This window comes from Xenorhabdus sp. PB30.3 (assembly GCF_963895965.1).
In the GTDB taxonomy this organism is placed as follows: Bacteria; Pseudomonadota; Gammaproteobacteria; order Enterobacterales; family Enterobacteriaceae; genus Xenorhabdus; species Xenorhabdus stockiae.
Map to the genome: position 1 here is coordinate 81,835 of NZ_CAWQMW010000144.1, position 23,721 is coordinate 105,555.

The following is a 23,721-nucleotide window of genomic DNA, read 5'->3' on the forward strand; positions in this document are numbered from 1 at the left end:
CATCGAAAGATACTCAGGAAACATTTTCTCTCAGGTATTAGTTTTTCCATCCCGGTTAATAATCTGCCAACCAAAAATCAGGCAGAAGTCATTACCGTCACAACGGAATAAACAGCTCACTTAATAAATTGGGAGAAGTTATTTCATTTTTTCCCTGTTCTTAGATAAACGTCTTTGATCTACCGCAATTTTTATTAATAGACGCTTAATTCCACAACTAAATAAAAATGGATGAATTGAATATATCGACAGGATCATTCGACAAGTCATTACTGTATTTTTCACACTTATGATTAATATCAAAAATAAATTATTTCACTTGAAATCATGCAGTTAAGAAATCACCGCATTCTATTTTGTCATTGCCAAATTTAGCTGATTATTTAAATCATGAGTGAATTTAGTGCCAAAATGAAACGATCACAATTATAAAATAATTCCCGGTATATTATTTTATATTAATAAAAAACATTTTGGACATGGTTCCTCTTTGATATTAATACCTAAAATATACAGTCATGATAATAAAAAATGATATGGGTAATTACTTGACAAAATATAACTCAGATTAATTAGGCTGAAAAAACGAACAATATAAAGCTCTACTCTGTCAACAATATCCAGAAATCCTCAGTGCTTTGACATCATAAAACTCAATATAAAAACAAAATAACGTTAACATTGGAGATATAATGCTGCCTGAAAGCCCTATTTATTCACGCAAAGAAAATATTTCTGTTTTCTCTATGCTGAAATATATGTTGGAAATAACGCTTATTTTATTTTTCACTATTAGAAGGAGCTTGATTTTGCCAGTTACTAATCGACGCAAGTTTATTAAAATCTGTGCGCAAACCGCAGGAGGCGTCTTTGCAATGGCGGCGCTGCCCGGCAGTATTCGTTTTGCAATAGCCGCAGACAACGGGGTTGTCACCAGCGATGAATTTCTGTGGCTGGAAGATCTACAGGGTGAAACCGCGCAACGGTGGGTAAAACAGGAAAACCAGCGCACCATCGCGCGTTATACTCAGGGGGGAGGCTTTCGTAAGTTAGAGCAACAGGTACTGAATATCCTTAATAAAGACACTCGGATCCCGTGGGTCAATAAGCATGGCGATTACTACTATAACTTCTGGCAGGATCAGGCTAACCCTCGCGGCCTGCTCCGACGCACCACGCTACAAGAGTACCGTAAGGCCAAACCGGCATGGGAAACTGTGCTGGATATTGACGCACTGGGTAAGGCAGAAGGTAAGGATTGGCTCTACCACGGTTTACAGCCTCTGGCACCAGAATATCGCTACTGCCTGATGAAGCTGTCTCCGGACGGAGGAGACGCTGTCGAAATCCGTGAATTTGATCTGGAGACTAAGCGGTTCGTTGAGGGGGGATTCAATGTCCCCGTCGCCAAAAGCAGAGTGTCATGGATTGATAAAGACATCGTGTTTATCGCTACTGATTTTGGTCCCGGGTCAATGACTCAGTCCGGCTATGCGCGAATCGCTAAACGCTGGCAGCGCGGTACACCATTGAGTGCAGCCGAAACACTGTATGAAGCCAAACCGGAAGATATGGCGGTATTCGCCTATCGCGATCGCACTTTCGGCTTTGAGCGTGATTATGTAGGCCGTAGTCTGGATTTTTATCGTCGTGAATATTTCTTACTGACAAAACAGAATCAGAAAGTCAGGATTGATATCCCTGAAGACGCAGAGATTAATAGCCACCGTGAATGGCTTTTGATAAGGCCGAGTAAAGACTGGGATGTGGGAGGGAAACGCTATCCGTCCGGTGCTTTGCTGGCAGCGAACTTCGACGATTATTTGGCAGGTAAGCGTGAGTTACAGGTGCTTTTCACGCCCAATGAGCAGACAGCGCTAAGTGGCTACAGCAGTACGCGTGATCACCTTATCCTCAGCATTATGGATAATGTCGTAAACCGGCTTGAAGTATTAACGCCGCAGGGTAATAGCTGGCAACGGCAACCTCTGGGCAATCCGGGTAGTATGAGCAATATTTCTGCCACCGGTATTGATGAGGAAACCAATGATTACTTTCTGACCATCAATAATTTCCTGCATCCGGCTTCGCTGTATATTGGCAACCTTGACAGCAGTGAAACGGAGCTACTGAAACAGGGACCGAAGGATTTTGATGCTGGTAACTATCAGGTCAGCCAACATTTTGCCCGTTCCAAAGACGGAACCCGTGTGCCGTATTTCCAGATCGCAGCCAAAGGCCTTAAACTGAACGGCAGTAATCCGACGCTGCTGAATGGTTACGGAGGCTTCGAAATATCGCTACTGCCAAACTATATAGGCACTGAAGGACTAACCTGGCTGGGGCGTGGTGGTGTTTATGTCGTTGCCAATATCCGTGGCGGTGGTGAATATGGCCCGGCCTGGCATCAGGCCGCTCTCATGCAAAATCGCCACCGCGCCTATGAAGATTTCGCTGCGGTAGCGCAAGATCTGATTACACGAAAAGTAACATCATCAAAACATCTTGGAGCTCGTGGCCGCAGCAACGGTGGTTTGCTGGTCGGCAATATGCTGACTTTGTATCCACAACTGTTCGGTTGCATAGTCTGTGGTGTACCTCTGTTGGACATGCAGCGTTATAGCCAGCTTTCCGCTGGGGCCTCATGGATTGCCGAATACGGCGATCCGAGCCAGCCGGATCAGTGGGCATATATCAAAACCTTCTCGCCGTATCACAATATTAAGGAACACGTGGCCTATCCGCCCGTATTGTTCTACACCGCAACCAGTGATGACCGGGTCCATCCGTCGCATGCACGTAAAATGGCAGCACGTATGCAGAAGATGGGTTACCAGCAAGTCTATTTTTATGAAAATACCGTGGGAGGACACAGCGCTGCGGCCGATAAAAAACAGACAGCATTCCAGAATACAATGTTCAGTGAATTTATGTGGTCTCATCTGAATAACAGAACACCGAAGACGTGAACGTAAGGTAAACAATTCTGAGTTATTAATTTTGACAATATATTTTTGAGATAGGGAGTTAGCTACTGGTAGCTAACTCTTTTTTGTGAGGTATTTGCGTAGGATAAAGAAGAGAAAAGAGAAATTACCACCCTGCTGGCAGATAACCGAACAATGAAGCGATGGCATACACTGCGCTGGCCAAATACAGCAGCACAATGCTTATTTGCAGCAATGGATGCGTGATCCAGCTGCATTGCCAGCATGGAGTATGATCGCCGTATTTCCGTGCACCACGTAAAATCAATATCGGCATGATTGATAAAATCACGCCACTGAATACACCAGCGAAATACAGAGCATTAACAAATGATACAAGTCCGCTGTAAGCCAGCACGAACGGCGGTACAGCCACCAACAACAGTACACCGAAACGGCGCAGTGGTTGTTCGTCATTACCCAGCCGGAATTTATCGAAGATATTAGTCAGGAAACTGCCGCCCAGTCCCCAGTAAGAGGTTAAGATTGCACATAATGCAAACAAGTTAGTAGAGAAGAATGCCCACTCTCCCAACGCTTGTCCCCAGGAAATCGTCACTACCTCAGAGATATTGTCCAGACCATTAAGCGCGATCACAGACATCGGTACCATCGCTAGCAGCACAAAGATCACCGCCATACCAATAATAATCGCCTTCGGTAATTGTTCTGGCTTATCGGCAAAGCCACGCGCCATTTCCGGCACGATATACTGTGCCGAAAAACTAAACACCACAACATTGAATAACGGCACCATAAAAAGCCAGTCACCATCCAGCAGGTAGCGCATCTGGGTAGTATCTTTCAGCAACGTTGCCACTACTAACGTTAATAGCATGACCAACATGCCAATACTGATAAACTTTTCACCACGACCAATTGCTTTCAGTCCGAGGTACAATACTCCTGCTGCTGGTACGAAGAACAACAGGCTACCTAATGTCGGTGAAATACCCAGCAGCGACTGCAACAGTTTGCCACTGCCGCTCATATAGGCGGTCAGCGCACCAACACTGTTGATACATACTGAAAAAAACATCACCCAAGCACCCACCCCACTGACATATCGCCTTGCCAGTCCACTAAGTTGTAAGTGAGCGCGGGTGCGCAGCGTAGATTCGGCAACATACAGCATAGTAATGGTGGTCAGCACACCCACCAGCACCAGCCAGAACATCAGTGGCAAAAAGCCGGCCTTTCGTGAAGCATAAGCAATGGACAGCAAACCTGCACCGATATTGGTGCCAACTATCATCGCGACACCTTCGAGAAAACTCAGTGACTTACCGGGAACTGGCGCTGACTCTCCAGAGGCAAGCGCCGAAGAAATACTGGTGTTATCAGAAGACATTCATCCTCCTTTATCCCGGTGCGTTAGCCACCGGGGATAGGTTAATTTCACGGTGGTTAATGGCTCACATCGATACACAGGTATTTCAGCTCCAGATATTCCTCAATTCCGTAGCACAACCCTCCACACCAGAACCCTTACTGCTTCTCACCGTCGAGCAGATCACATTCACGAAACGGAAACAAATACGATTTAGTTCTTATAATCCGTGTCTAATTAATACGCTTTTTCTTTTAGATAATTATCCGTATTAAAGTTTAGTGGAAAAAAACAGAGAAAATCCCAAATAGTTATAAAAATGTTAACCTAGTGATAGCTGTGTGATTTTATCAAATAAAATCAACAAATAAGAGATTGGAAAGAAGATAGGTATTCAGTAAATATAGAAGGAATATGAATACCTTTTAGTTATTATCACAGGCATATATGAAAACGCTTAATGACTATTATTTTTCTGCTCATGAAATTAAAGAAGAATACAAAACACTATTTAAAAATCATGAGTTACTCTAAATCCTATTTCTATTAGCCTGTTGCAAAAAAGGAATATCCGTTGAAAATCTTGCGCTCTGTGCATCACGTTCATAACCTTGATGCTCACACAAAATATGATAAAGCTCAGGCCTACGCCCATGTATCCAGCGCCGCCCTGTAGACATAGTCAACAATTCTAAATCAAGGCTGACACTTATCATGGTATTTTCAAAAGAAGTAGTTTCTTCAATAATACGACCATAGGGATCGATAACCATAGCATTGCCTGTACGGATTTCTCCGTTATCCAACCCAACGCCATTGCTAAACAAGATAAATAAACCATTATCATGTGCCCGTGCAGGTAACCAGCGCATTAACCAGCCGCGACCATTATCGCCACGAAATGCAGCCTCCAGAGCATCTGGATTTTTGTACCTGTTTTCCCAGAGAGTAACCGGAATTGGTTTCATGCCGTAAGGGCTACGAGAATGAGTGCCTCCCGTCTGGTGAGGAGCCATCAGGATATCAGCACCAAGAAGTGCTGTTGCCCGTACATTTTCAACCAAATTGTTATCCCAACAGATAAGAACTCCAACTTTTACTCCCCAAGGGGTATCAAACACAGTAAAACTATTCCCACTAGCGAAATCAGGGCGCTCAAATGCATGAAGTTTGCGATGCACATGTATCTGACCATCAGGCATACATACCGCGTAAGCATTATAAAACTGCTCATCTTCGCCCAGTTCGATAAGTCCTGCACCTATTGCCATTTCATATTTTTTTGCCAGTAAAATGATACGTGACAAAGATGGGCTACCATCGATTCGTTCAGCCAGAAGCATCACTTCTTCGCCTGTCAGATCTGGCACATGCCAGTAACCGGTAATGCACATTTCAGGGAAAGCCAGTATTTTTATACACTGTTCTCCAGCCTGATGAATGAATTCTTCCATAACCGATAAGTTATATTGCTTGTCATTAGCTCGATGGCAGAACTGAACGGTAGCTACCTGAATACTCTGTTTCATAACACGTCTCCTCAACCAGAAAGTGATGAGTATTTCACCAAATAGACAACGCACTGTATAATCACAATTTTTCTGAATTTGATAACTAACTGGAATGGATATAAAACTACTACGTGCATTCGCCATTCTGGCTCAGAAAGGGCAATATCGCGCAGCGGCGGAAATTCTTTGTCTGACACAACCGGCTCTGACAAAACAAATTCAGACACTGGAGAATCTTGTCGGATTTAAATTGTTTAAACGTGGGCGTCACGGTGCCAGACTAACAACTGCCGGGCAGCAACTTTTGTCTAGGGCTTGGGAATTACTCAAGCAGCATGATGATTTCCGCGAATTTGTGAGCCAGATGCAGAAAGGAAATGTTGGTAAATTACTTCTGGGATTTGGTGTATCGGCATTTCAGCTTGCTCCCGTCAAGGTAACAGCTTTTCGCAACTTGTTTCCTGATGTGGACATTTTCTTGAACGACATTCCCTCCGAAGTGCAATACCAGATGCTACTGGAAGGCCAACTTCAAGCCGGGTTCGTACGTCTTCCTGTACCGGAGAAACTGAAAGCAGAATCACTAATGGAAGAAAAACTGGTTCTTGCTGTAAATACAACGCCTCACATAGACCCAACCAATATTCAGAATGTACTGGATGCACATCAACTTCTGCAAATTTCGCCACATCGCGGACATGGGCTAGTAGCTCAGATAGCCATTTTTCTCAGAGAGAATAAGCTTAATGCCAGAATTGTATCTGCTGCTGATGATATTCAAACTTTACTGGCACTGGTTGCTGCCGGAAATGGGGTTGCTTTACTGCCAGCCGGAGTCAATCATATTTTACCTGTGGGCGTAAAGCTCGTGCCCCTCGATGGGATATACACTAAATGGCAAATAGGGATCGCCTGGAATCCAGAGATTGAGGATTGCTTGCGGGATAATTTCGTTAATATGGTATTGACGCCCTCTCCACTTTAAAAATTCAGTCATGCAAAGCCTTACCTTCAAAATCTGGAGATTTTAAGAGTTGGTTATGAATAAAATCATTAACCAACTCTTACTCTATTTTTCAGTAATGTTTTTTAGTATTACGGATTACTTCACCAGAAATTCCGCAGTATCATTTTCACCCTTCGGCTGCTTTGCCATTTGATATGTCACTAATGCTCCGGTTGAACAAATGAACATAGTGAGAGCAATCCCTGACAAGGTTCCATTATTTAATAAACCCACTAATAAACCGGCACATCCACCAAACAGATACTGAATCATCCCCAAAACGGCAGATGCAGTTCCTGTTTCAGCTCTTGAGACGCTGTTCATCGTAACGGATATTCCATTCCCGAATAATAAGCTGAGTGTTGCTACTGACATAAATAGCAATGGAATGACGAAGTATATTGATGTTAATCCTGTAGTTACCGAAATCAGCAATAGCATGACAAAAAACAGGTTCGCCAAGAGAGACCATTTCAGTACAACAGCAGCTTTATAGAATTTCAGTAATTTCATATTAATGAAACCGAAGAAGACCATACCAACCGCATTGGCTGCAAAGAAATAACTGTATACTTTAGGCGTGAATCCAAAGTGATTCAGAAAAATAAATGCTGATGAATTTATATAGGCAAACAATGTTCCCATAACGAAACTTGAAGACAATACATTCATAAGGAAATATGAGTTTTTAGTAACTTTAATATACGAATATAATTGCTTTGACAGGCTACCCTTTTCCCTGTTCTCTTTAGGCAGAGATTCCGGAATAAAACGATATGCGGCAATAAGTGTGAAAAACGATAAAGCAAATAACATCAGGAATATCGCTCTCCAGCCAAAAACAGAAAGAAGGATACTACCCAATGGCGGAGCAATTATTGGCCCAATAACAACGATTTGCATCAAAATTGTAAAGAGCCGTGCCGAAGTATGTGCATCGCATGTATCAGAGATGATTGCCCGAGGGACAACTAAAGTAACAGCTCCTGATAACCCTTGAACAATCCTGCCTATATTGAAAAGCACAATGTCATCAGTGGTTGAAGTGAGTAAAGATGCCAGTGAAAAAATAAGAATACCTAATAATAAAGGTGTTCTTCGGCCATAATGATCAATCACGGGCCCTAGCATTCCCTGCCCGATAGCTAACCCTACTAAAAACAGGGATAATGAAGTTTCTACCTTAACAAGATCTGTATTTAAACTTTCTTTTATCGCATTAAATGCTGGCAAATACATATCGATTGCCATCACATCAAAAGCAGTCATTAACGCTAACAAAAACAGGGCAAATGCCGGTATTTTATTTTGCTCAAATCTACTCATAACCTTATCTAATCTTCTCTATGCTGCACGAAAACGATAATTGTACATAAGTACAATTATTCACACAACCGAGCTGAACACTGTGGAAGATAAAAACTCACGTACAGTAGAGTTATAAACAGAAGGTTGTTTTTGGTGGAGTAAATTCCTTTCCGGCGAATTTATTGCTTCCCTGCCCGTCGCTGCGTATCCTGAAATTCATTGAGCAGATACATACTCAATCTGACAAAATTTTGCTGATAAATGGCCTGATGTACTCTTTTTTGCTGAAATTAATATCTCCGGTTAATAGAGACTGAAGGAAAAAAGCATCTAAAACAGCGGTGAGCGCTTTGGCTTTTGATTCATCGTTAGTGATGTATTGAGAAATGATATCTTTTGTTGCCTGCATCCAGTTAACGGCAAGTGGCCTTAAAGATGGCCGGGAGATAGCCGCAACGTAAAGCTCATATTCTGACTTTAAGCGTGAATAATCTGCGAATGTCCATGAGATGAACTCAGTCAGATTTTCGGTCGGATCTTCAAACAGCGACTGTTGAAACCAGTTGTGTGACAACTCAATGAAGTTATTAAAGTATTTTCCTAGCGCTGCGCTTAACATATCATCCAGTGTTTTAAAATAATATGTTGTTGTTCCAAGCGGAACTCCTGCTTCTGATGCCACCGCCCGATGATTACACTCATAAATACCATCCCGGCAAATAACGGCCTGAACAGCATCAAGAATTTGATTATATTTTGCTTTCCCCTTTGGGCTAAGTTCCTCATACATATCTGCACACCAATTTAATATCTTACTTTTTAAAAGGTCGTAGAAAATAACATTATTTCAATTAAAGGCAACACACCAAACAGAATTCAGATTTCATCGCGATGATAGACTTCATCCCTGAAGCCACTCTTCTCTCGTCGTTCACGATAAGATTTTATCCATAAAACTGGCTGATGCTCTCTTTTTCCTGACCAGACACGATGACATTGAGCAGTCGTTCATAATGTTTTGCTAAACTCTCAATGACTTCTTCTGTATACAACTCTGGATTGTAATTCAGCTCACACCCGATACTTTCCGGCATATATAATAAATTCATCCCGAGTGATTCAAAAGGAATTACATCAGTTTCTATCAGTTCAACATCAAGATTTGGTAATGATAATTTTTCATCTTTAGATATATCGATGAAATCATACATGCTTTGTGCATCCATATAATTGAACAGGACATTAAAAATATTTTCTCTTGCCTTTTCTCCCACTGCTTCAATCACCACAGACATATGAATATTTGAATTTTCTATGGCTCGATAAATTGACTGACTAACTTGCTTAATGATTTCTTGCAGGCTCATACCCTTATTAATATTCGATTTTACTATTAGGTCACCTAAGAATAACCCTATTGTCTGATGGTTTTCTATGCGAGTACGATCAGCTTTTGGTGAGGTAACGATATGTTGTGATTCACCGGAATGCATAAACAGACAGGTATGGAACAAGGCCATGAATAACATGTAAGGTGTAATCTTATGAGTTTCACAATATTGTAAGGCGGCTCTATCAAGGGAATTAGGTATTTTTATATGACGGGATAAATATCGATATTTTGAAGCCAAGTGTTTTCTGAAGGGAGCCGGAAAATCGCGGTCAGAATTGACATCAGAAAATTGTTGTTTCCAGAATTTAATCTGTTTTTTAGCTTCCTCAGTCGCATGGAGGTCTTGTAAGTCATAAACATAGCCAGAATATTGCATAGGAACAGGTGGCAATGTATTTTCTTTCCCTTGTGAATAAGTCGTATATAATTTCTTAAACTCATTCATAATGATATTAACAGACCATCCATCAGAAATAATATGATGGACATCAATAAGCAATATGGTGACTTTTTCCGAAACAGGTAGTAAGAATGTCCTGATTAATGGGCCATTATAAACATCAAAAGGTGTTCTTAACTTCTCTTCCCAGAGTTTATTAATTTCAATAGAAATTTCTTCTCTTTTTATTTCTCTTGGTAATGCTTCAATAATTTGTAAGTTAACTTTCATATTCTCATCAGGCTGCATGAAAATATTATTATTTTCTTTATAAAACCTAAAACGTAAACTTTCATGCCGTTCAAAAATAGTGCTCAAACTTTTTTCTAATGCACCTTTATCCAGTTCTCCCTCCATGAGCAAAGCAATTGGTACATGAAAACAATCTTCCAACAATTCTTCTTGAACAAAATACCAATACATTTTCTGACAATAAGAAATCGGTATTTTTTTATCAGATTTATTGTGTGTTGCCTTAGGTGAAGATATTTCATGCCTATTACTATGACGAATCAGACTTGCAATCTGTGCAATGGTTGGATTGGCAAATAACTGATGCATGGTGAAATTTTTGTCTAACGTATTTTTTATTGAAGCAACTATTTTAACAGCCAGAAGTGAATGACCTCCGAGCGAGAAGAAATGATCATAAATACCCACTTGATTGATTTTTAAATGCTCCTGCCACAACTGACTAAGTTTTTCTTCAATCTCATCTCTCGGTGCGATATAAACCTGACGATGTAAATCACTTTCATCTGGAATAGGTAACGCTTTTTTATCCACTTTATTATTAAAATTCAGCGGAATACGCTCTAATGGGATATAGAGGCTCGGGATCATATAATCAGGTAATTGCTTTTTCAGAGCCGACTCCAATAGCTCCGTAAGTTCTCCACCAATAGCAGGAAGCTGTGGATAATTGGCCAAATGAGTTTGATTGTAATCTGAACGTGCTTGTATTTGGGGTAAGTCACTACGGCTGAAAATCACATCGAGTAAATCAGGTTGTTGTTGTGACCATGTAAGCTCACACTGGTAACCACACTGTTCTGCATATTGCAGTAAAGATTCAAGAGCAGAAACCTGCTCTGCTATTTCAGGAGAAAAACTGCCGGCATTTTTGGGTGGAAAAATAATCTGATCAGATGACCAATGGCGTAGCCCTTCCGCTAAATCAAAATCATCTTTGATACGGGCATTAGGAATACCTGAGACGCCAAATGTATCGAATTCGCCTATCTCTAACGTATTCCGAAGATCTTCAAGAGAATTAAAATCTTTCCAAATCCTCGTTGGATCGCAACATAATTCTGTATTTTTATCACATTTATATAATATGACATCATAATGATAACGCAGCATTTGGTTGTCACCCACACCACGTTTAACCAGAATATCCACTCTTCCAATTTCCGGGTAACGTGTCGGCAATTGTGCAAAATAGGTCGGACTAATTAAAAACTCATTTTCTTGCTGTAAACGCCGTTGAATGTAATTTGCCAACGTACCTACCGAAATATGTTGGTCATTCAGACGATCTCTCTCAATAGCTGTGATATGTGCAGTTAATAAATCTAAGTTACGAATATCCCCCAGAAGAATTTTCCCGCCATTTTCAACCGCAGGTAATAACTGCGTAATGACTTTTTCCAGATATTGAACATTGGGGAAATATTGGACAACAGAGTTAATTACGACCGAATCAAACTGATCAGGAGTGATTACACCTAAATTCAGAGCATCACCTCTTCTTAATTCTACGTGCGACCAACCACGTTTTTGCAAAATATTTTGGTGACGTGCCAATACTTCGGCCGAAATGTCAGTCGCTAATACTGATTCACATTGCTCAGCATAGCGATACAGCAATAAGCCGGACCCACAGCCAATCTCCAATAATCGTCGGGATTGCAGAGAGTTTATCCGCTGCATGGTCCCCGCTCGCCACTCTTCCATTTGTTCCAAGGCAATCGGCTGTTCAGTATAGCTGTTCACCCAGCCGCTAAAATCACTGTCATCATCGCACTTATCAATAGTGTCAGTAGTCGTATTTTCTGCTAGTTCCTGACGATACTGGTTATCAAAAATTTCTGTCCAACTTTCAAGGTAATCGACATTAAACTCAGTAGCTTTCTCCGCCAGCCAGTTGGTACTTGGACAGACATAAGCAATGAGTTTCTTGTCTTCACTGTCATGACCATTAACGATTACAGCTGCATTACTTAAAATCTCCTGCCCCGCCAGAACCGCCTCGATTTCTCCCAGTTCAATACGGTGGCTGCGAATTTTAATCTGCGAATCAAGTCGGCCAATAAATTCCAATTCACCTTCTGGTGTCCAGCGTACTAAATCGCCAGTGCGGTACAGTCGGTCTGTCGGGTTGGTACTGAAAGGATCACGGATAAATTGTTTTTCCGTGAGATCTGGTGCATTACGGTAACCCCGTGCTAATTGAATCCCACCAATATGTAGTTCTCCAACCGCCCCGAACGGTACCAGATTGCCATCAGAATTCAGGATGCGCATGACAGTATTTGGTAACGGTTTTCCAATCGTTATTCGCTTATCTACTGTCAGTAAGGCGCTGGTTACAATTGAAGTGCATTCAGTTGGACCATAAACATTAAATAGTTTTCTGCCCCGCGACCACTCTTCTACAATATGTGGAGCCACAGCCTCCCCAGCCAATAATAAGGTTGAAACCGTGCGCCATTTGTTAAAATCCAGATGTGGTAACAGTGCCGGCGGGAGCACTGCATGAGTAATACGGTGTCTTTCAACTATCTCATCCAGCCATTCAGGGGAACGACGGTGTATTTCTGAAATCAGATATAGCGTGGCACCATAAGCCAGCGTCATTGCCATTTCCAGTACGGCGGCGTCGAAACTCCAGGAGGCAAACTGCAATGCGCGAATATCCACATTTGCGTCAAATAATTCAGCTTGCGCCTGTGCCAGATTCACCCAGCCTTTATGCTCCAGCATCGCTCCTTTTGGACGGCCGGTAGAGCCGGAGGTATAAATGACATAGGCCAGATGATTTTCAGTCAGGGGGAACGGACGATGAGTAATATTAGCTGTGGGTAAATTTCGCACATATGAACGTACCGTTTCCGTATCCAAACAAATAACACGTTGCTGACTGATGGGTAATTTATCAACCAGTGATGTATCAGTGAGAATAAATTCGGCTTCGCTGTGTTCCAGCATATATTGCAAACGGGCCTGCGGGTAACTGGTATCCAACGGCACATAAGCCCCACCAGCTTTAAGAATACCCAGTAGTGTGATCACCGTTTGTAATGACCGGGGAAGACAAATAGCAACCAGAACATCTGGCTGAATACCCTGCTCAATCAAATAATGTGCCAATTGATTAGCCTGCGCGTTAACGGCTTGATAACTTAAAGTATCATCGCCAAAAACCAGCGCCGTTTTTTCAGGAGTTTTCGCCACCTGTTCTTCAAATAGCTCATGGAAGCAACATCCTTGTTGGACATGCTTTTGTCGACCATTTAATTGATGCAGTAAGGTTTGTTTTTCCGTATCACTCAAGATTGGTAATTCATGAACAGAGGGTTCTTTATTGGCTGAGACATCTGCCATCACTTCAACAATACCAGCAAGCAGAGCTTCATAATTGGCAATGAATCTGTCAATAGTGTTACTGTGGAACAGATTTGCATCATAGAGCCATATTATAGATAATTCGTCTCCTTGCTTTTCTTCATAAACATAAATCTCCAGATCAAACCGCGTCGTTTTAAGTAAATTATCATCCAACTGGGTCAGACTATCCTGCTCAAGCGTTATATTTTGTTGGTTGTTCTGTACCGCAAACATAACCTGAAATATAGGATTATAATTTAAGCTCCGTTCCGGGCTGAGTTTTTCAACCACTAACTCAAAAGGTAGATCCTGATGTTCATAAGCATCCAGAATGGTGCGGCTGTTTTGTTTTAACAACTCACTAAAAGTAGGATTACCGGATAAATCTGTCCGGATAGCCAACGAATTGACGAAAAAACCGATTAACGGCTCAATATCATAATGTCTTCTTCCGGCAAGTCCTGTTCCGATAACAATATCTTTCTCATTACTGTAACGACTAAGTAATACCGCAAAAGCCGTTTCCAGAAACATAAATAACGTCACGTTATGCTTAGCACATAATCCCCTGATTGCTTGGGTCAGATGTGAGGAAATGCGCTGTGTATGAAAACGTCCTCCGATATTTTGTTTTCCTGTTCGTGGGTTATCCAGCGGTATACTATGAACAGGTGAGATTCCAGCCAATTGATTCTGCCAATATGTTAATTGTTTTTCTAACACATTGCCTTGCAACCAGCTCTGTTGCCATTGGACATAATCGGTGTACTGAATTTTTAGTGGTAATAACGGATTTGCCTTTCCCTGACAATAAGCTCTATATAACGTAAAAAACTCACTGAGAAATATTGAAGCGGACCAACCATCAAAGGCAATATGATGTACCGTATAAATAATAAGATAATCATTTTCTGCCAATTTTATTAACCGAAGGCGCAACATCAGGTCTGTGCTAAGGTCAAAGAGTTGATTTTCTTCTTCCTTACTAAACTGCTTTATCTGGTCGTTTTTCTCGGCCTCAGACAACGCAGATAAGTCATAATATGTAATCGGTATATCGTAATCAGCGGCAATAAATTGCCGAGGTTCGTTATTAATAATCTCAAAATAGGTACGCAACACTTCATGGCGTTCAAGCAGCGACTTAACTGTGTCTTCAAACGCCTTTATGTTAATGGCTTCCCGCATCCTGAAATCGAATATACAGTTATACTGAAGACTGCCACCAGCCAGTTGATCGATAAACCACAAACGCTGCTGAGAAAATGAAAGCGGATAATGCTCCGCTTTTTCAGTACGCTGAATATCCTGCAAAAAATGACTCGCCTGAGTCTGTTCTTCTGAATTCAGCTGGTTCAGAAAATCAATCAACTCTTGTTTATGTTGTTTCCACTTATTGAGCAATTCAGTGGGAATGCTGTCACGACTGGTTTCGTATTGTAACCGGTTGTTAACAACAAATAGAGTAATCCCCTGCTCTAACGCCTCATCCACAATTTGTGCTGCATATATCATATTTCACCTCTTAAATATTCCTGAGATGAATCTTGCTCTGCCTGAAAATGTTTTCTTTTTTCTTTGAGTAGATGAATGGTGATAATTTGCGATAATTGCTCAAGTGTCGGGTGTTCAAACACGCTTCTTAATGGTACTTCTATTCCTAACTCATTGCGTATCGAACTAATAAAACGAGTTGCCTGAAGTGAATGACCTCCTAGAGTGAAGAAATTGTCATAAATGCCGACCTGATTAACGTTAAGTAATTTTCTCCACAACTGACTGATTTTAATTTCCATTTCACTTCTTGGAGCGACATAGGTTTGCCGACGTAAATCATCTTCATTTGGGACTGGCAACGCTTTTTTATCCACTTTGTTATTTAACGAAAGTGGCATTCGCTCCAGAGGAATATAGAGACTGGGAACCATATACTCTGGCAATTGCTGTTTCAGGGTCGATTCCAGTAATTCTGAAAGTTCGCCATTAATGGCGGAGATTTGCGGATAATTCGCCAAATGTACCTGATTGTAGTCAGTACGCGCCAGCACAGGAGGTAATTCGCCACGGCTGAAAATAATATCCAGTAAATCAGGCTGCTGTTGTGACCATGTAACGCCACACTGATAACCGCATTGTTCAGCATATTGCAGTAAGGATTCGAGTTCCTGAATCTGTTTTAATGCTTGTGGAGAAAAACCGCTGGCATTTTCCGGAGGTGTGATTATCTGATTGGCTGGCCAGTGGCGTAACCCTTCTGCCAACACAAACTCATCTTTAACTCTGACATTGGGAATACCTGAAATACCAAATGTCTCTTCTGTTCCTGCCTGTAGTCTGTTTTTCAGGTTTTCCAAAGAATCAAAATTGTGCCAATTTATCGAACGTTCACAGAGAGATCCTGTATTTTCATCTCTTTTATGTAATATGACGTCATAGCGATAACGCATCATTTCATTGTCACCCACACCCCGCTTCACCAGAATATCAACCCGGCTGATTTCTGGGTAACGTTCCGGCAATTGGGCAAAATAAGTTGGGCTGAGTAAAAATTCTGGTTCCTGCTGTAAACGCCGCTGGATACGGTTTGCCAGCGAACCCACCTGAATACGTTGTCCATTGAGACGACTTTGTTCTATTGCTGTAGCGTGGGCGGTTAAGAGATCTAAGTTACGGATATCACCCAGCAGAATTTTTCCTCCTGTTGTCAATGCAGGTATTATTTGCTCAAACATTTTTTCCAGATACTGAACATTAGGGAAATACTGGACAACGGAGTTAATGACGACAGAATCAAATTCGCCGGTATGTAGTGTTCCTGAATTGAGTGCATCCCCTCTTCTGAGTTCCACATGTGACCAGCCACGCCGTTGCAGCATATGTTGGTGGCGATTTAAAACTTCACCTGAAATATCGGTAGCGACTACTGATTCACACTGTTCAGCATAGCGGTACAACAATAATCCACTACCACAGCCAATTTCCAGTAAACGGTGAGGATTCAGGGAGTCAATCCGCTTCATTATGTCAGCTAACCATTCTTCCATTTGTTCAACGGCAATTGGCTGTTCAGTGTAACTGTTCATCCAGCCACTGAAATCACTTTCTGCTGTCACTCCTTCACTGATATCTTCTTTCTGGGTACTCTCCATTGTGGGTTGACGGTATTGCTCATCAAAAATTTCTGTCCAGTTATTAACACTGTGTGCATTAAATTCAATGGCTTTTTCACCTAACCACTCTGTGCTTGGGCAAACATATGCAATGAGTTTTTTATCTTCATCCTGACCATAAGCGATCACAGCAGCACTACTTAAGGCATTATGCTTACTCAAAACAGATTCTATTTCACCTAACTCTATACGATGGCTACGAATTTTAACCTGAGAGTCAATGCGACCGATAAATTCCAATTGACCATCGTGTGTCCAGCGAACTAAATCGCCAGTACGATACAGTCTGTTTTCCTGCTCATTAGTTGAATGCGAGCTGAATGGATCGCGAATAAATTGTTTTTCTGTGATTTCCGGTGAGTTACGATAACCCCGTGCCAATTGAACACCACCGATATGCAACTCTCCGATAACTCCCATAGGAACCAGATTGCCTTCTGGATCAAGAACCCGCATGACTACGTTAGGTAAAGGTTTTCCAATAGTAATACGTTCGTCAGTTAATAAAGCCGTAGTGACGATAGAGGTACATTCTGTCGGGCCATACACATTGAACAATTGTCTATTCTGAGACCATTGAACAGCGATTTGCGGCAGCACGGCTTCACCGGCCAGAAGTAATGTTGAAACAGAACGCCATTTATCAAAATTAAGATGAGGAAGCAATGCAGGTGGCAAGACTGCATGAGTTATCTGATGTTTTTCAACAAGTTCATCCATCAATTCAGGGGAACGCCGCTGAGTTTCAGAAATAAGATACAGTGTTGAGCCATAGGCTAATGTCATAGACATTTCCAGAATCATGGCGTCAAAACTCCAGGAGGCGAACTGCAATACATGAATATTTGAGTTAACGTCAAATAAAACATCCTGTGAGAGAGCCAGATTCACCCACCCTTTATGCTCCAGCATAACGCCTTTCGGTTTGCCGGTTGAGCCAGAAGTATAAATGACATAAGCCAGATTATTTTCTGTCAGTGGATATGGACGCTCATTCTCGGTGATATTAACCGTAGGCATTTGTTGTAACTGAAATTGTATCGTATCAGTATCTAAACAAATGACTTTCTGCTGCGTGATAGGCAGTTTTTCTACCTCTTGCGTTTCAGTCAGGATAAATTCAACTTCACTGTGCTCTAGCATGTATTGGAGACGGGCTTTCGGATAGCCAGGGTCTAAAGGTACATAAGCCCCACCCGCTTTAAGAATCCCCAGCAGCGCTACAACCGCCTGTAATGATCTTGGTACACAAAGCGCAACCAACGTATCCGGTTTAATACCCTGCTGAATCAAGTAATGTGCTAATTGATTGGACTGCTCATTTAACGACTGATAACTCAGGGAATCAGTACCAAAGATCAATGCATTCTTTTCAGGGTGTATTAATACCTGATCTTCGAAGAGTTCGTGGAAACATTTCCCGGTTGGATAAGGAACCTGTGGTTCACCCCACTCATGAAGTAAGGTGTTTCGTTCAGAGTCTGCCAGTAATGGAATATCATGGACTGATGGTTCGCTGTTACCGGTATGATGCTTCATCACATTAACAATGTTAGTCAGCAGCGTTTCGTAATTGACCAGTAGTCTGTCGAGAGTAGCGTGATTGAATAGGCTTGAATCCGCAATCCACTGTATGAATAGCTCACCTTCATATTTCTCTTCATATATGTGGACTTCCAAATCAAATCGGGTCGTCAACAATGAGTGTTCTTCTGTTTCAACGAGAATATCCTGTTCGAGCGTTGCATCTCGCTGGTTATTCTGTACTGCAAATATGATCTGGAAGATAGGATTATGGTTTAATTGTCTCTCTGGGCTGAGTTTTTCCACTACCATCTCAAAGGGCAGATCCTGATGTGCATAAGCGTCCAGAATAGTTCGGCTGTTCTGCTTTAAGAGTTCACTGAATGTAGGCTGGCCCGATAAATCTGTTCGGATCACCAGTGAATTGACAAAAAACCCAATTAACGACTCAACATCACGATGTCTTCTTCCTGCAACCGGCATCCCAACCAAAATATCTTTTTCGCTGCTGTAACGACTTAGCAACACAGCAAAAGCGGTTTCCAGAAACATAAATAACGTGACTTTATGTTTGGCACATAGAGTTCTTATTTCCTGAGTCAACGTCTTTGAAATTCGTTGTGGATAAACGTTTCCTTCAAGATTTTGTTTTTCCGGACGTGGATTATCCAAAGGAAAACGATGAAGTGGAGAGATACCTGATAACTGGTTTTGCCAGTAATCTAATTGTTTCTCGAGAATATCACCCTGTAACCACTCTCGCTGCCACTGGGCATAATCGGTATATTGAGCTTTTAATGGAGGAAGAGGATTACTTTCTCCCCGGCAATATGCCCGATATAAGGTAAGCAGTTCACTAAAGAATATCGCGATTGACCAACCATCACAGGCAATATGGTGGATTGTATAAAGAATGATATAGTCATCTTCTGCCAGTTTCAGTAACTGAATACGAAGCATCAGGTCAGTGCTGAGATTGACAGACTGTTTCCACTCTTCTTCACCCCGTTGTTTAACCTGACGTTCTTTCTCAGATTCTGAAAGTGAGGATAGATCATGCATTGTAATAGGCAAATCATAGGAAGTGGCGATAATCTGCCGTGGTTCGTCATTAATGACTTTGAAATAAGTACGTAATGACTCATGACGTTCAAGTAATGTAGCGATTGCAGCTTCAAAAGCATTGAAGTTAATCGATTCCCTCAATCGAAAATCACCTGAACAATTATATTGCGGACTGCCATTAGTGAATTGATCTATTAACCACAACCGTTGCTGAGCAAATGAGAGTGGATAGTGTTCAGCACGCTCATAACGCGGAATATCTGGCAGTCGGTGAGTATCCATATCGTCTTCTGAATCTATCTGATTCAGAAAATCAATCAATTCTTGTTTGTACTGTTTCCATTCTTCAAGTAATTCAGGAGGAATACTGTCACGATTCGTTTTATATTTTAGTTTGTTATCAATAACAAACAGAGTGATCCCTTGATTTAACGCTTCATTGATAATTTGTACTGCATTCTTCATATATCACCTTCCAATAGTTTCTCTGTTATTTCTTGTTCAGTGTGAAAATGCTTTCTCTTTTCTTTGAGGAGATGAATTGCAACTATCTGTGATAACTGCTCAAGTGTCGGATGTTCAAAGACGCTGCTTAGTGGTATTTCAATATCCAGTTCATTGCGTATTGAACTGATAAGGCGAGTTGCCTGGAGGGAATGACCGCCCAGAATAAAAAAGTTGTCATGAATACCGAGCTGACTAATACCCAGCAGCTCTTCCCATAACTGGCCGATTTTTTTCTCTATTTCATTTCTTGGTGCAACATAATCTTGTTGGTGAAAATCACTGCTATTCGGCGCTGGCAACGCTTTTTTATCCACTTTGTTATTGAGTGTCAGTGGCATTTGTTCTAGAGGAATATAAAGGCTGGGAACCATATATTCGGGTAATTGTTTTTTTAGTGTAGATTCGAGTAATTTTGAAAGTTCAGCTTTAATCACTGAGTACTGGGAGATATCTTCGGTATCAAATTGCAAGCCTCTTTCTTCCAGCCAGCTGATAGTCGGGCAAACATAGGCAACCAGCCTTTTATCTTTGCCTTCTCCACATGTAATAACTACAGCACTACTTAAAGCTTCATGTCCACTCAGTGCGGTTTCAATTTCGCCTAACTCAATCCTGAATCCTCTTAGCTTGACCTGAGAGTCAATCCGACCGATAAATTCGATATTGCCATCAGATAACCAGCGGACTAAATCTCCCGTTCGGTATAAACGTTGAGGCTGGGATTCATCCGTTTGTTCATTGCAATATTTAATAAATTTGATTGCGTCCATTTCAGGTGCGTTCAAATAGCCCCGCGCCAGTTGAGCACCACCAATACACAATTCTCCCGCAACACCAATAGGCACCTGATTACCTGATGGATCAAGGATACGCATAAGAATATTCGGCAACGGTTTCCCGATTGTAATTTTCTCATCGGTTAATAAGCTTGAAATTACGATGGCTGTACACTCTGTCGGGCCATATACGTTAAACAGCCTCCTATTCTGTGACCAGTAAACAGAAAGTTGTGGAGGTACAGCTTCTCCCCCTAAAAGCATGGTTGAAACAGAACACCATTTGTTAAAGTTCAGGTAAGGCAGTAAAGCAGGAGGTAATACAGCATGGGTGATTTGGTGTGTTTCAACGATTTCGTCCAGACATTCAGGAGAATGCTGCTGGGCTTCTGAGATTAAGTAAAGTGTTGCGCCATACGCCAGTGTCATAGATATTTCTAAGATCATGGCATCAAAGCTCCATGACGCGAACTGTAATCCCCGGCTATGCGTATCAACACCAAATAATTCCGCTTGTGACAGTGCCAGATTGACCCATCCTTTATGCTCCAACATAACGCCTTTCGGTTTTCCGGTAGAGCCGGATGTATAAATAACGTAAGCCAGATTATTTTCCGTCAGCGGGAATGGGCGTTCAGTAATATTGTCGATAGGCATTTGCTGCAATTGTGACTGTATTGCCTCGGTATCCAAACAGACAACTTTCTGCTGACTAATCGGGAGTTTTTCTATCAGACTCGTTTCTGTCAGAATGAATTCTGCTTCGCTGTGTTCCAGCATATATTGGAGACGGGATACCGGATAATCAGGATCTAACGGCACATATGCACCACCCGCTTTAATGACACCCAGTAGTGCAACTAATGCGCGTATTGAACGGGGAATACAGAGTGCAACTAATGTTTCTGGTTTAATCTTTTGTGCTATCAGATAGTGTGCCAGCTGGTTAGCCTGTTGGTTCAGTTCCTGATAACTCAATGAATCACTGCCAAAAACAATGGCGGTTTTTTCAGGATATCGGGCAGCTTGTTTCTCAAATAACTCATGAAAACAGCCACTATTCTGATTATATTCCTGTCTCCCATTCCATTGGGATAAAGTATGTATTTCAGCTTCAGCTAGCAGTGGAATATCATGAACGGAAGGTTCTTTATATATCAGATCTGAGCCGGTACGTGGTTTCACCACGCTGACAATATTAGTAAGCAGCGTTTCATAACTGGCAAGCAATCTTTCAAGAGTAATATCGTTAAACAGACTACTGTCATAAACCCATAAAAGGGATAACCCGCCACCCTCTTCTTCATAAATATGAATTTCTAAATCAAACCGGGTTTTCAAAAGTAGACGTTCTTCGGTCTCAATATTATTATCCCGCACTAATGTCCCATCCCGCTGGGTATTTTCCAGCGTAAACGCAATTTGGAACACAGGGTTATAATTTAGATTCCTTCCCGGACTGATTTTCTCTACCAACATTTGAAATGGTAGATCCTGATGTTCATAAGCATCGATAATAGTGCGGCTATTTCGCTTTAATAATTCACTGAATGTAGGCTGGCCGGATAAATCGGTTCTGATCACCAGTGAGTTAACAAAAAAACCAATCAGAGGTTCAATGTCATGATGAGTTCTTCCTGCAAGTGGTGTTCCGACCAGAATATCTTTTTCATTACTGTAACGGCTCAGTAAGACAGCAAAAGCAGTCTCCAGAAACATAAATAATGTGACTTCATGTTGGTGACATAACACTTTGATCTCCTGTGCCAGAGCTTTTGAGATATGTTGTTCTTTAAGAAGCCCTTTGAAACCCTGTTGTGCTGGCCGTGGATTATCCAGTGGAAAACGGTGCAACAGAGGAATACCTGATAACTGGTTATTCCAGTAATCCAGTTGTTTTTCCAGAATATCCCCTTGCAGCCAGTTTCGTTGCCACTGAGCATAATCACTATATTGGATTTTTAGTTCTGGTAACGGGTTGGGCATTCCCTGAGAGTAAGCCTTATATAATGTGATAAGTTCATAGATAAAGATTTCTATTGACCAGCTATCACAAGCAATATGGTGAATGGTATAGAGAACGACATAATCATTTTCAGCTCGTTTTATTAGCCGAATACGTAACATTAGATCAGCACTAAGATTAAAAACCTGGTTATCCTCTTCTTTGCTGAATTGTTGAATATGGTGTTCTTTCTCATTTTCAGAGAGCATCGTCAAATCATGCTGAGTGATAGGTAAATCATAGGAAGTCACCAGAACCTGCCGTGGTTCGTTATCTATAACCTTAAAGCAGGTGCGTAATGCTTCATGACGTTCGAGTAATGTTTTTACCGCCGTCTTAAAGGCATTTACATTGAGTTTTTCCCGTAATCTCAGATAGCCGGGGCAGTTGTATTGAGGACTGCCATCAGTAAGTTGATCGATAAACCACAAGCGTTGCTGAGCAAATGAAAGTGGATAATGCTCAGCATTGGGATTTCGCTGAATATCCTGTAATTGATATGTTTGTGTTTCTTCTTTTGCATCGAGTTGTTGCAGGAAATCGATCAAGTCTTGCCTATAGTATTTCCACTCATTTAATAATTCCTCCGGAATATTATCTCGGCTGGTTTCATATTGTAATCGGTTATCAGCCACAAACAGAGTAATTCCTTGATTTAAAGCCTCATCCACAATTTGAGCGGCATTCTTCATATGTCACCTTTTATATGAAATAATTTAAAACATATTTTATTAATCTTCTTATATAAAAGATTAATCCATCAAATGAGTTTGTTTTAATTATTTTTCTTCAGAAGGATAAATGACCTTATATTTTTAATATGATCTTTAACAAATATTATAAGGCTATTTTTCTTGCGGCTTTAAATGGAGCGAGGTTGTTACTTTTATGTTTTTAAGGTTTGGATTGTTTTTTTGTATTTTTTTCATAGCACTCAATTAATAATAAGAATCGACTGATGTTCATCTTAACATACCATCATTAAAATCCATCAAATTTATTGTTTGACTTGGTTATCAAAAACAAAATGAAAGCATAATATTTTTTAATAGATAAACAATTATAAAACCTATGTCAAATTTGATAAT

General features: G+C 41.2%; 9 protein-coding genes. 2 read left to right on the plus strand and 7 right to left on the minus strand.

Annotation, left to right across the window (positions count from 1 at the left end):
• The first annotated feature begins 875 nt into the window (after positions 1 to 875).
• On the plus strand, positions 876 to 2,969 hold the full coding sequence (locus AACX38_RS13835) for a prolyl oligopeptidase family serine peptidase (RefSeq protein WP_228863055.1): 2,094 nt from the start codon (positions 876 to 878) through the stop codon (positions 2,967 to 2,969).
• Between the two features lie 124 nt (positions 2,970 to 3,093).
• On the opposite strand, the gene AACX38_RS13840 is transcribed toward AACX38_RS13835, so the two are convergent.
• Positions 3,094 to 4,338 carry an aromatic amino acid transport family protein gene (locus AACX38_RS13840; RefSeq protein WP_228863046.1) on the minus strand — a complete coding sequence of 415 codons (1,245 nt, stop codon included), beginning with the start codon at positions 4,336 to 4,338 and terminating at the stop codon, positions 3,094 to 3,096.
• Between the two features lie 509 nt (positions 4,339 to 4,847).
• The gene (locus tag AACX38_RS13845) at positions 4,848 to 5,846 is read right to left on the minus strand and encodes a nitrilase family protein (RefSeq protein WP_228863047.1); all 999 of its coding nucleotides are present in this window, start codon (positions 5,844 to 5,846) and stop codon (positions 4,848 to 4,850) included.
• A gap of 94 nt (positions 5,847 to 5,940) precedes the next feature.
• On the opposite strand from AACX38_RS13845, the gene AACX38_RS13850 reads away from it, so the two are divergent.
• Positions 5,941 to 6,813 (plus strand): LysR family transcriptional regulator, encoded by an 873-nt coding sequence (locus AACX38_RS13850; protein WP_228863048.1) that lies wholly within the window; start codon positions 5,941 to 5,943, stop codon positions 6,811 to 6,813.
• A 117-nt stretch (positions 6,814 to 6,930) separates the two neighbouring features.
• On the opposite strand, the gene AACX38_RS13855 is transcribed toward AACX38_RS13850, so the two are convergent.
• The 5 genes from AACX38_RS13855 to AACX38_RS13875 form a co-directional block, all read right to left on the minus strand.
• Positions 6,931 to 8,160: a multidrug effflux MFS transporter gene (locus tag AACX38_RS13855; RefSeq protein ID WP_228863049.1), complete on the minus strand. Its 1,230-nt coding sequence runs from the start codon at positions 8,158 to 8,160 to the stop codon at positions 6,931 to 6,933.
• Positions 8,161 to 8,377: 217 nt separating this feature from the next.
• Positions 8,378 to 8,932, minus strand: coding sequence for a TetR/AcrR family transcriptional regulator (locus AACX38_RS13860; protein ID WP_228863050.1), 555 nt, complete (start codon positions 8,930 to 8,932; stop codon positions 8,378 to 8,380).
• 154 nt (positions 8,933 to 9,086) lie between these two features.
• Complete coding sequence (locus AACX38_RS13865) at positions 9,087 to 15,101, minus strand: non-ribosomal peptide synthetase (protein ID WP_228863051.1); 6,015 nt, start codon at positions 15,099 to 15,101, stop codon at positions 9,087 to 9,089.
• The gene (locus tag AACX38_RS13870) at positions 15,098 to 19,810 is read right to left on the minus strand and encodes a non-ribosomal peptide synthetase (protein ID WP_228863052.1); all 4,713 of its coding nucleotides are present in this window, start codon (positions 19,808 to 19,810) and stop codon (positions 15,098 to 15,100) included. Before AACX38_RS13870 ends, AACX38_RS13865 begins: the two co-directional genes overlap by 4 nt.
• Entirely contained in the window at positions 19,807 to 23,325 is a 3,519-nt protein-coding gene (locus AACX38_RS13875; protein ID WP_228863053.1) for a non-ribosomal peptide synthetase, read from the minus strand. Before AACX38_RS13875 ends, AACX38_RS13870 begins: the two co-directional genes overlap by 4 nt.
• Positions 23,326 to 23,721: the final 396 nt, after the last annotated feature.

Excerpts from the sequence above, each read along its gene's own strand:
- AACX38_RS13835 (WP_228863055.1), top strand. The coding sequence starts at position 876 with ATGGCGGCGCTGCCCGGCAGTATTCGTTTTGCAATAGCCGCAGACAAC.
- AACX38_RS13840 (WP_228863046.1), bottom strand. The coding sequence starts at position 4,338 with ATGTCTTCTGATAACACCAGTATTTCTTCGGCGCTTGCCTCTGGAGAG.
- AACX38_RS13845 (WP_228863047.1), bottom strand. The coding sequence starts at position 5,846 with ATGAAACAGAGTATTCAGGTAGCTACCGTTCAGTTCTGCCATCGAGCT.
- AACX38_RS13850 (WP_228863048.1), top strand. The coding sequence starts at position 5,941 with ATGGATATAAAACTACTACGTGCATTCGCCATTCTGGCTCAGAAAGGG.
- AACX38_RS13855 (WP_228863049.1), bottom strand. The coding sequence starts at position 8,160 with ATGAGTAGATTTGAGCAAAATAAAATACCGGCATTTGCCCTGTTTTTG.
- AACX38_RS13860 (WP_228863050.1), bottom strand. The coding sequence starts at position 8,932 with ATGTATGAGGAACTTAGCCCAAAGGGGAAAGCAAAATATAATCAAATT.
- AACX38_RS13865 (WP_228863051.1), bottom strand. The coding sequence starts at position 15,101 with ATGATATATGCAGCACAAATTGTGGATGAGGCGTTAGAGCAGGGGATT.
- AACX38_RS13870 (WP_228863052.1), bottom strand. The coding sequence starts at position 19,810 with ATGAAGAATGCAGTACAAATTATCAATGAAGCGTTAAATCAAGGGATC.
- AACX38_RS13875 (WP_228863053.1), bottom strand. The coding sequence starts at position 23,325 with ATGAAGAATGCCGCTCAAATTGTGGATGAGGCTTTAAATCAAGGAATT.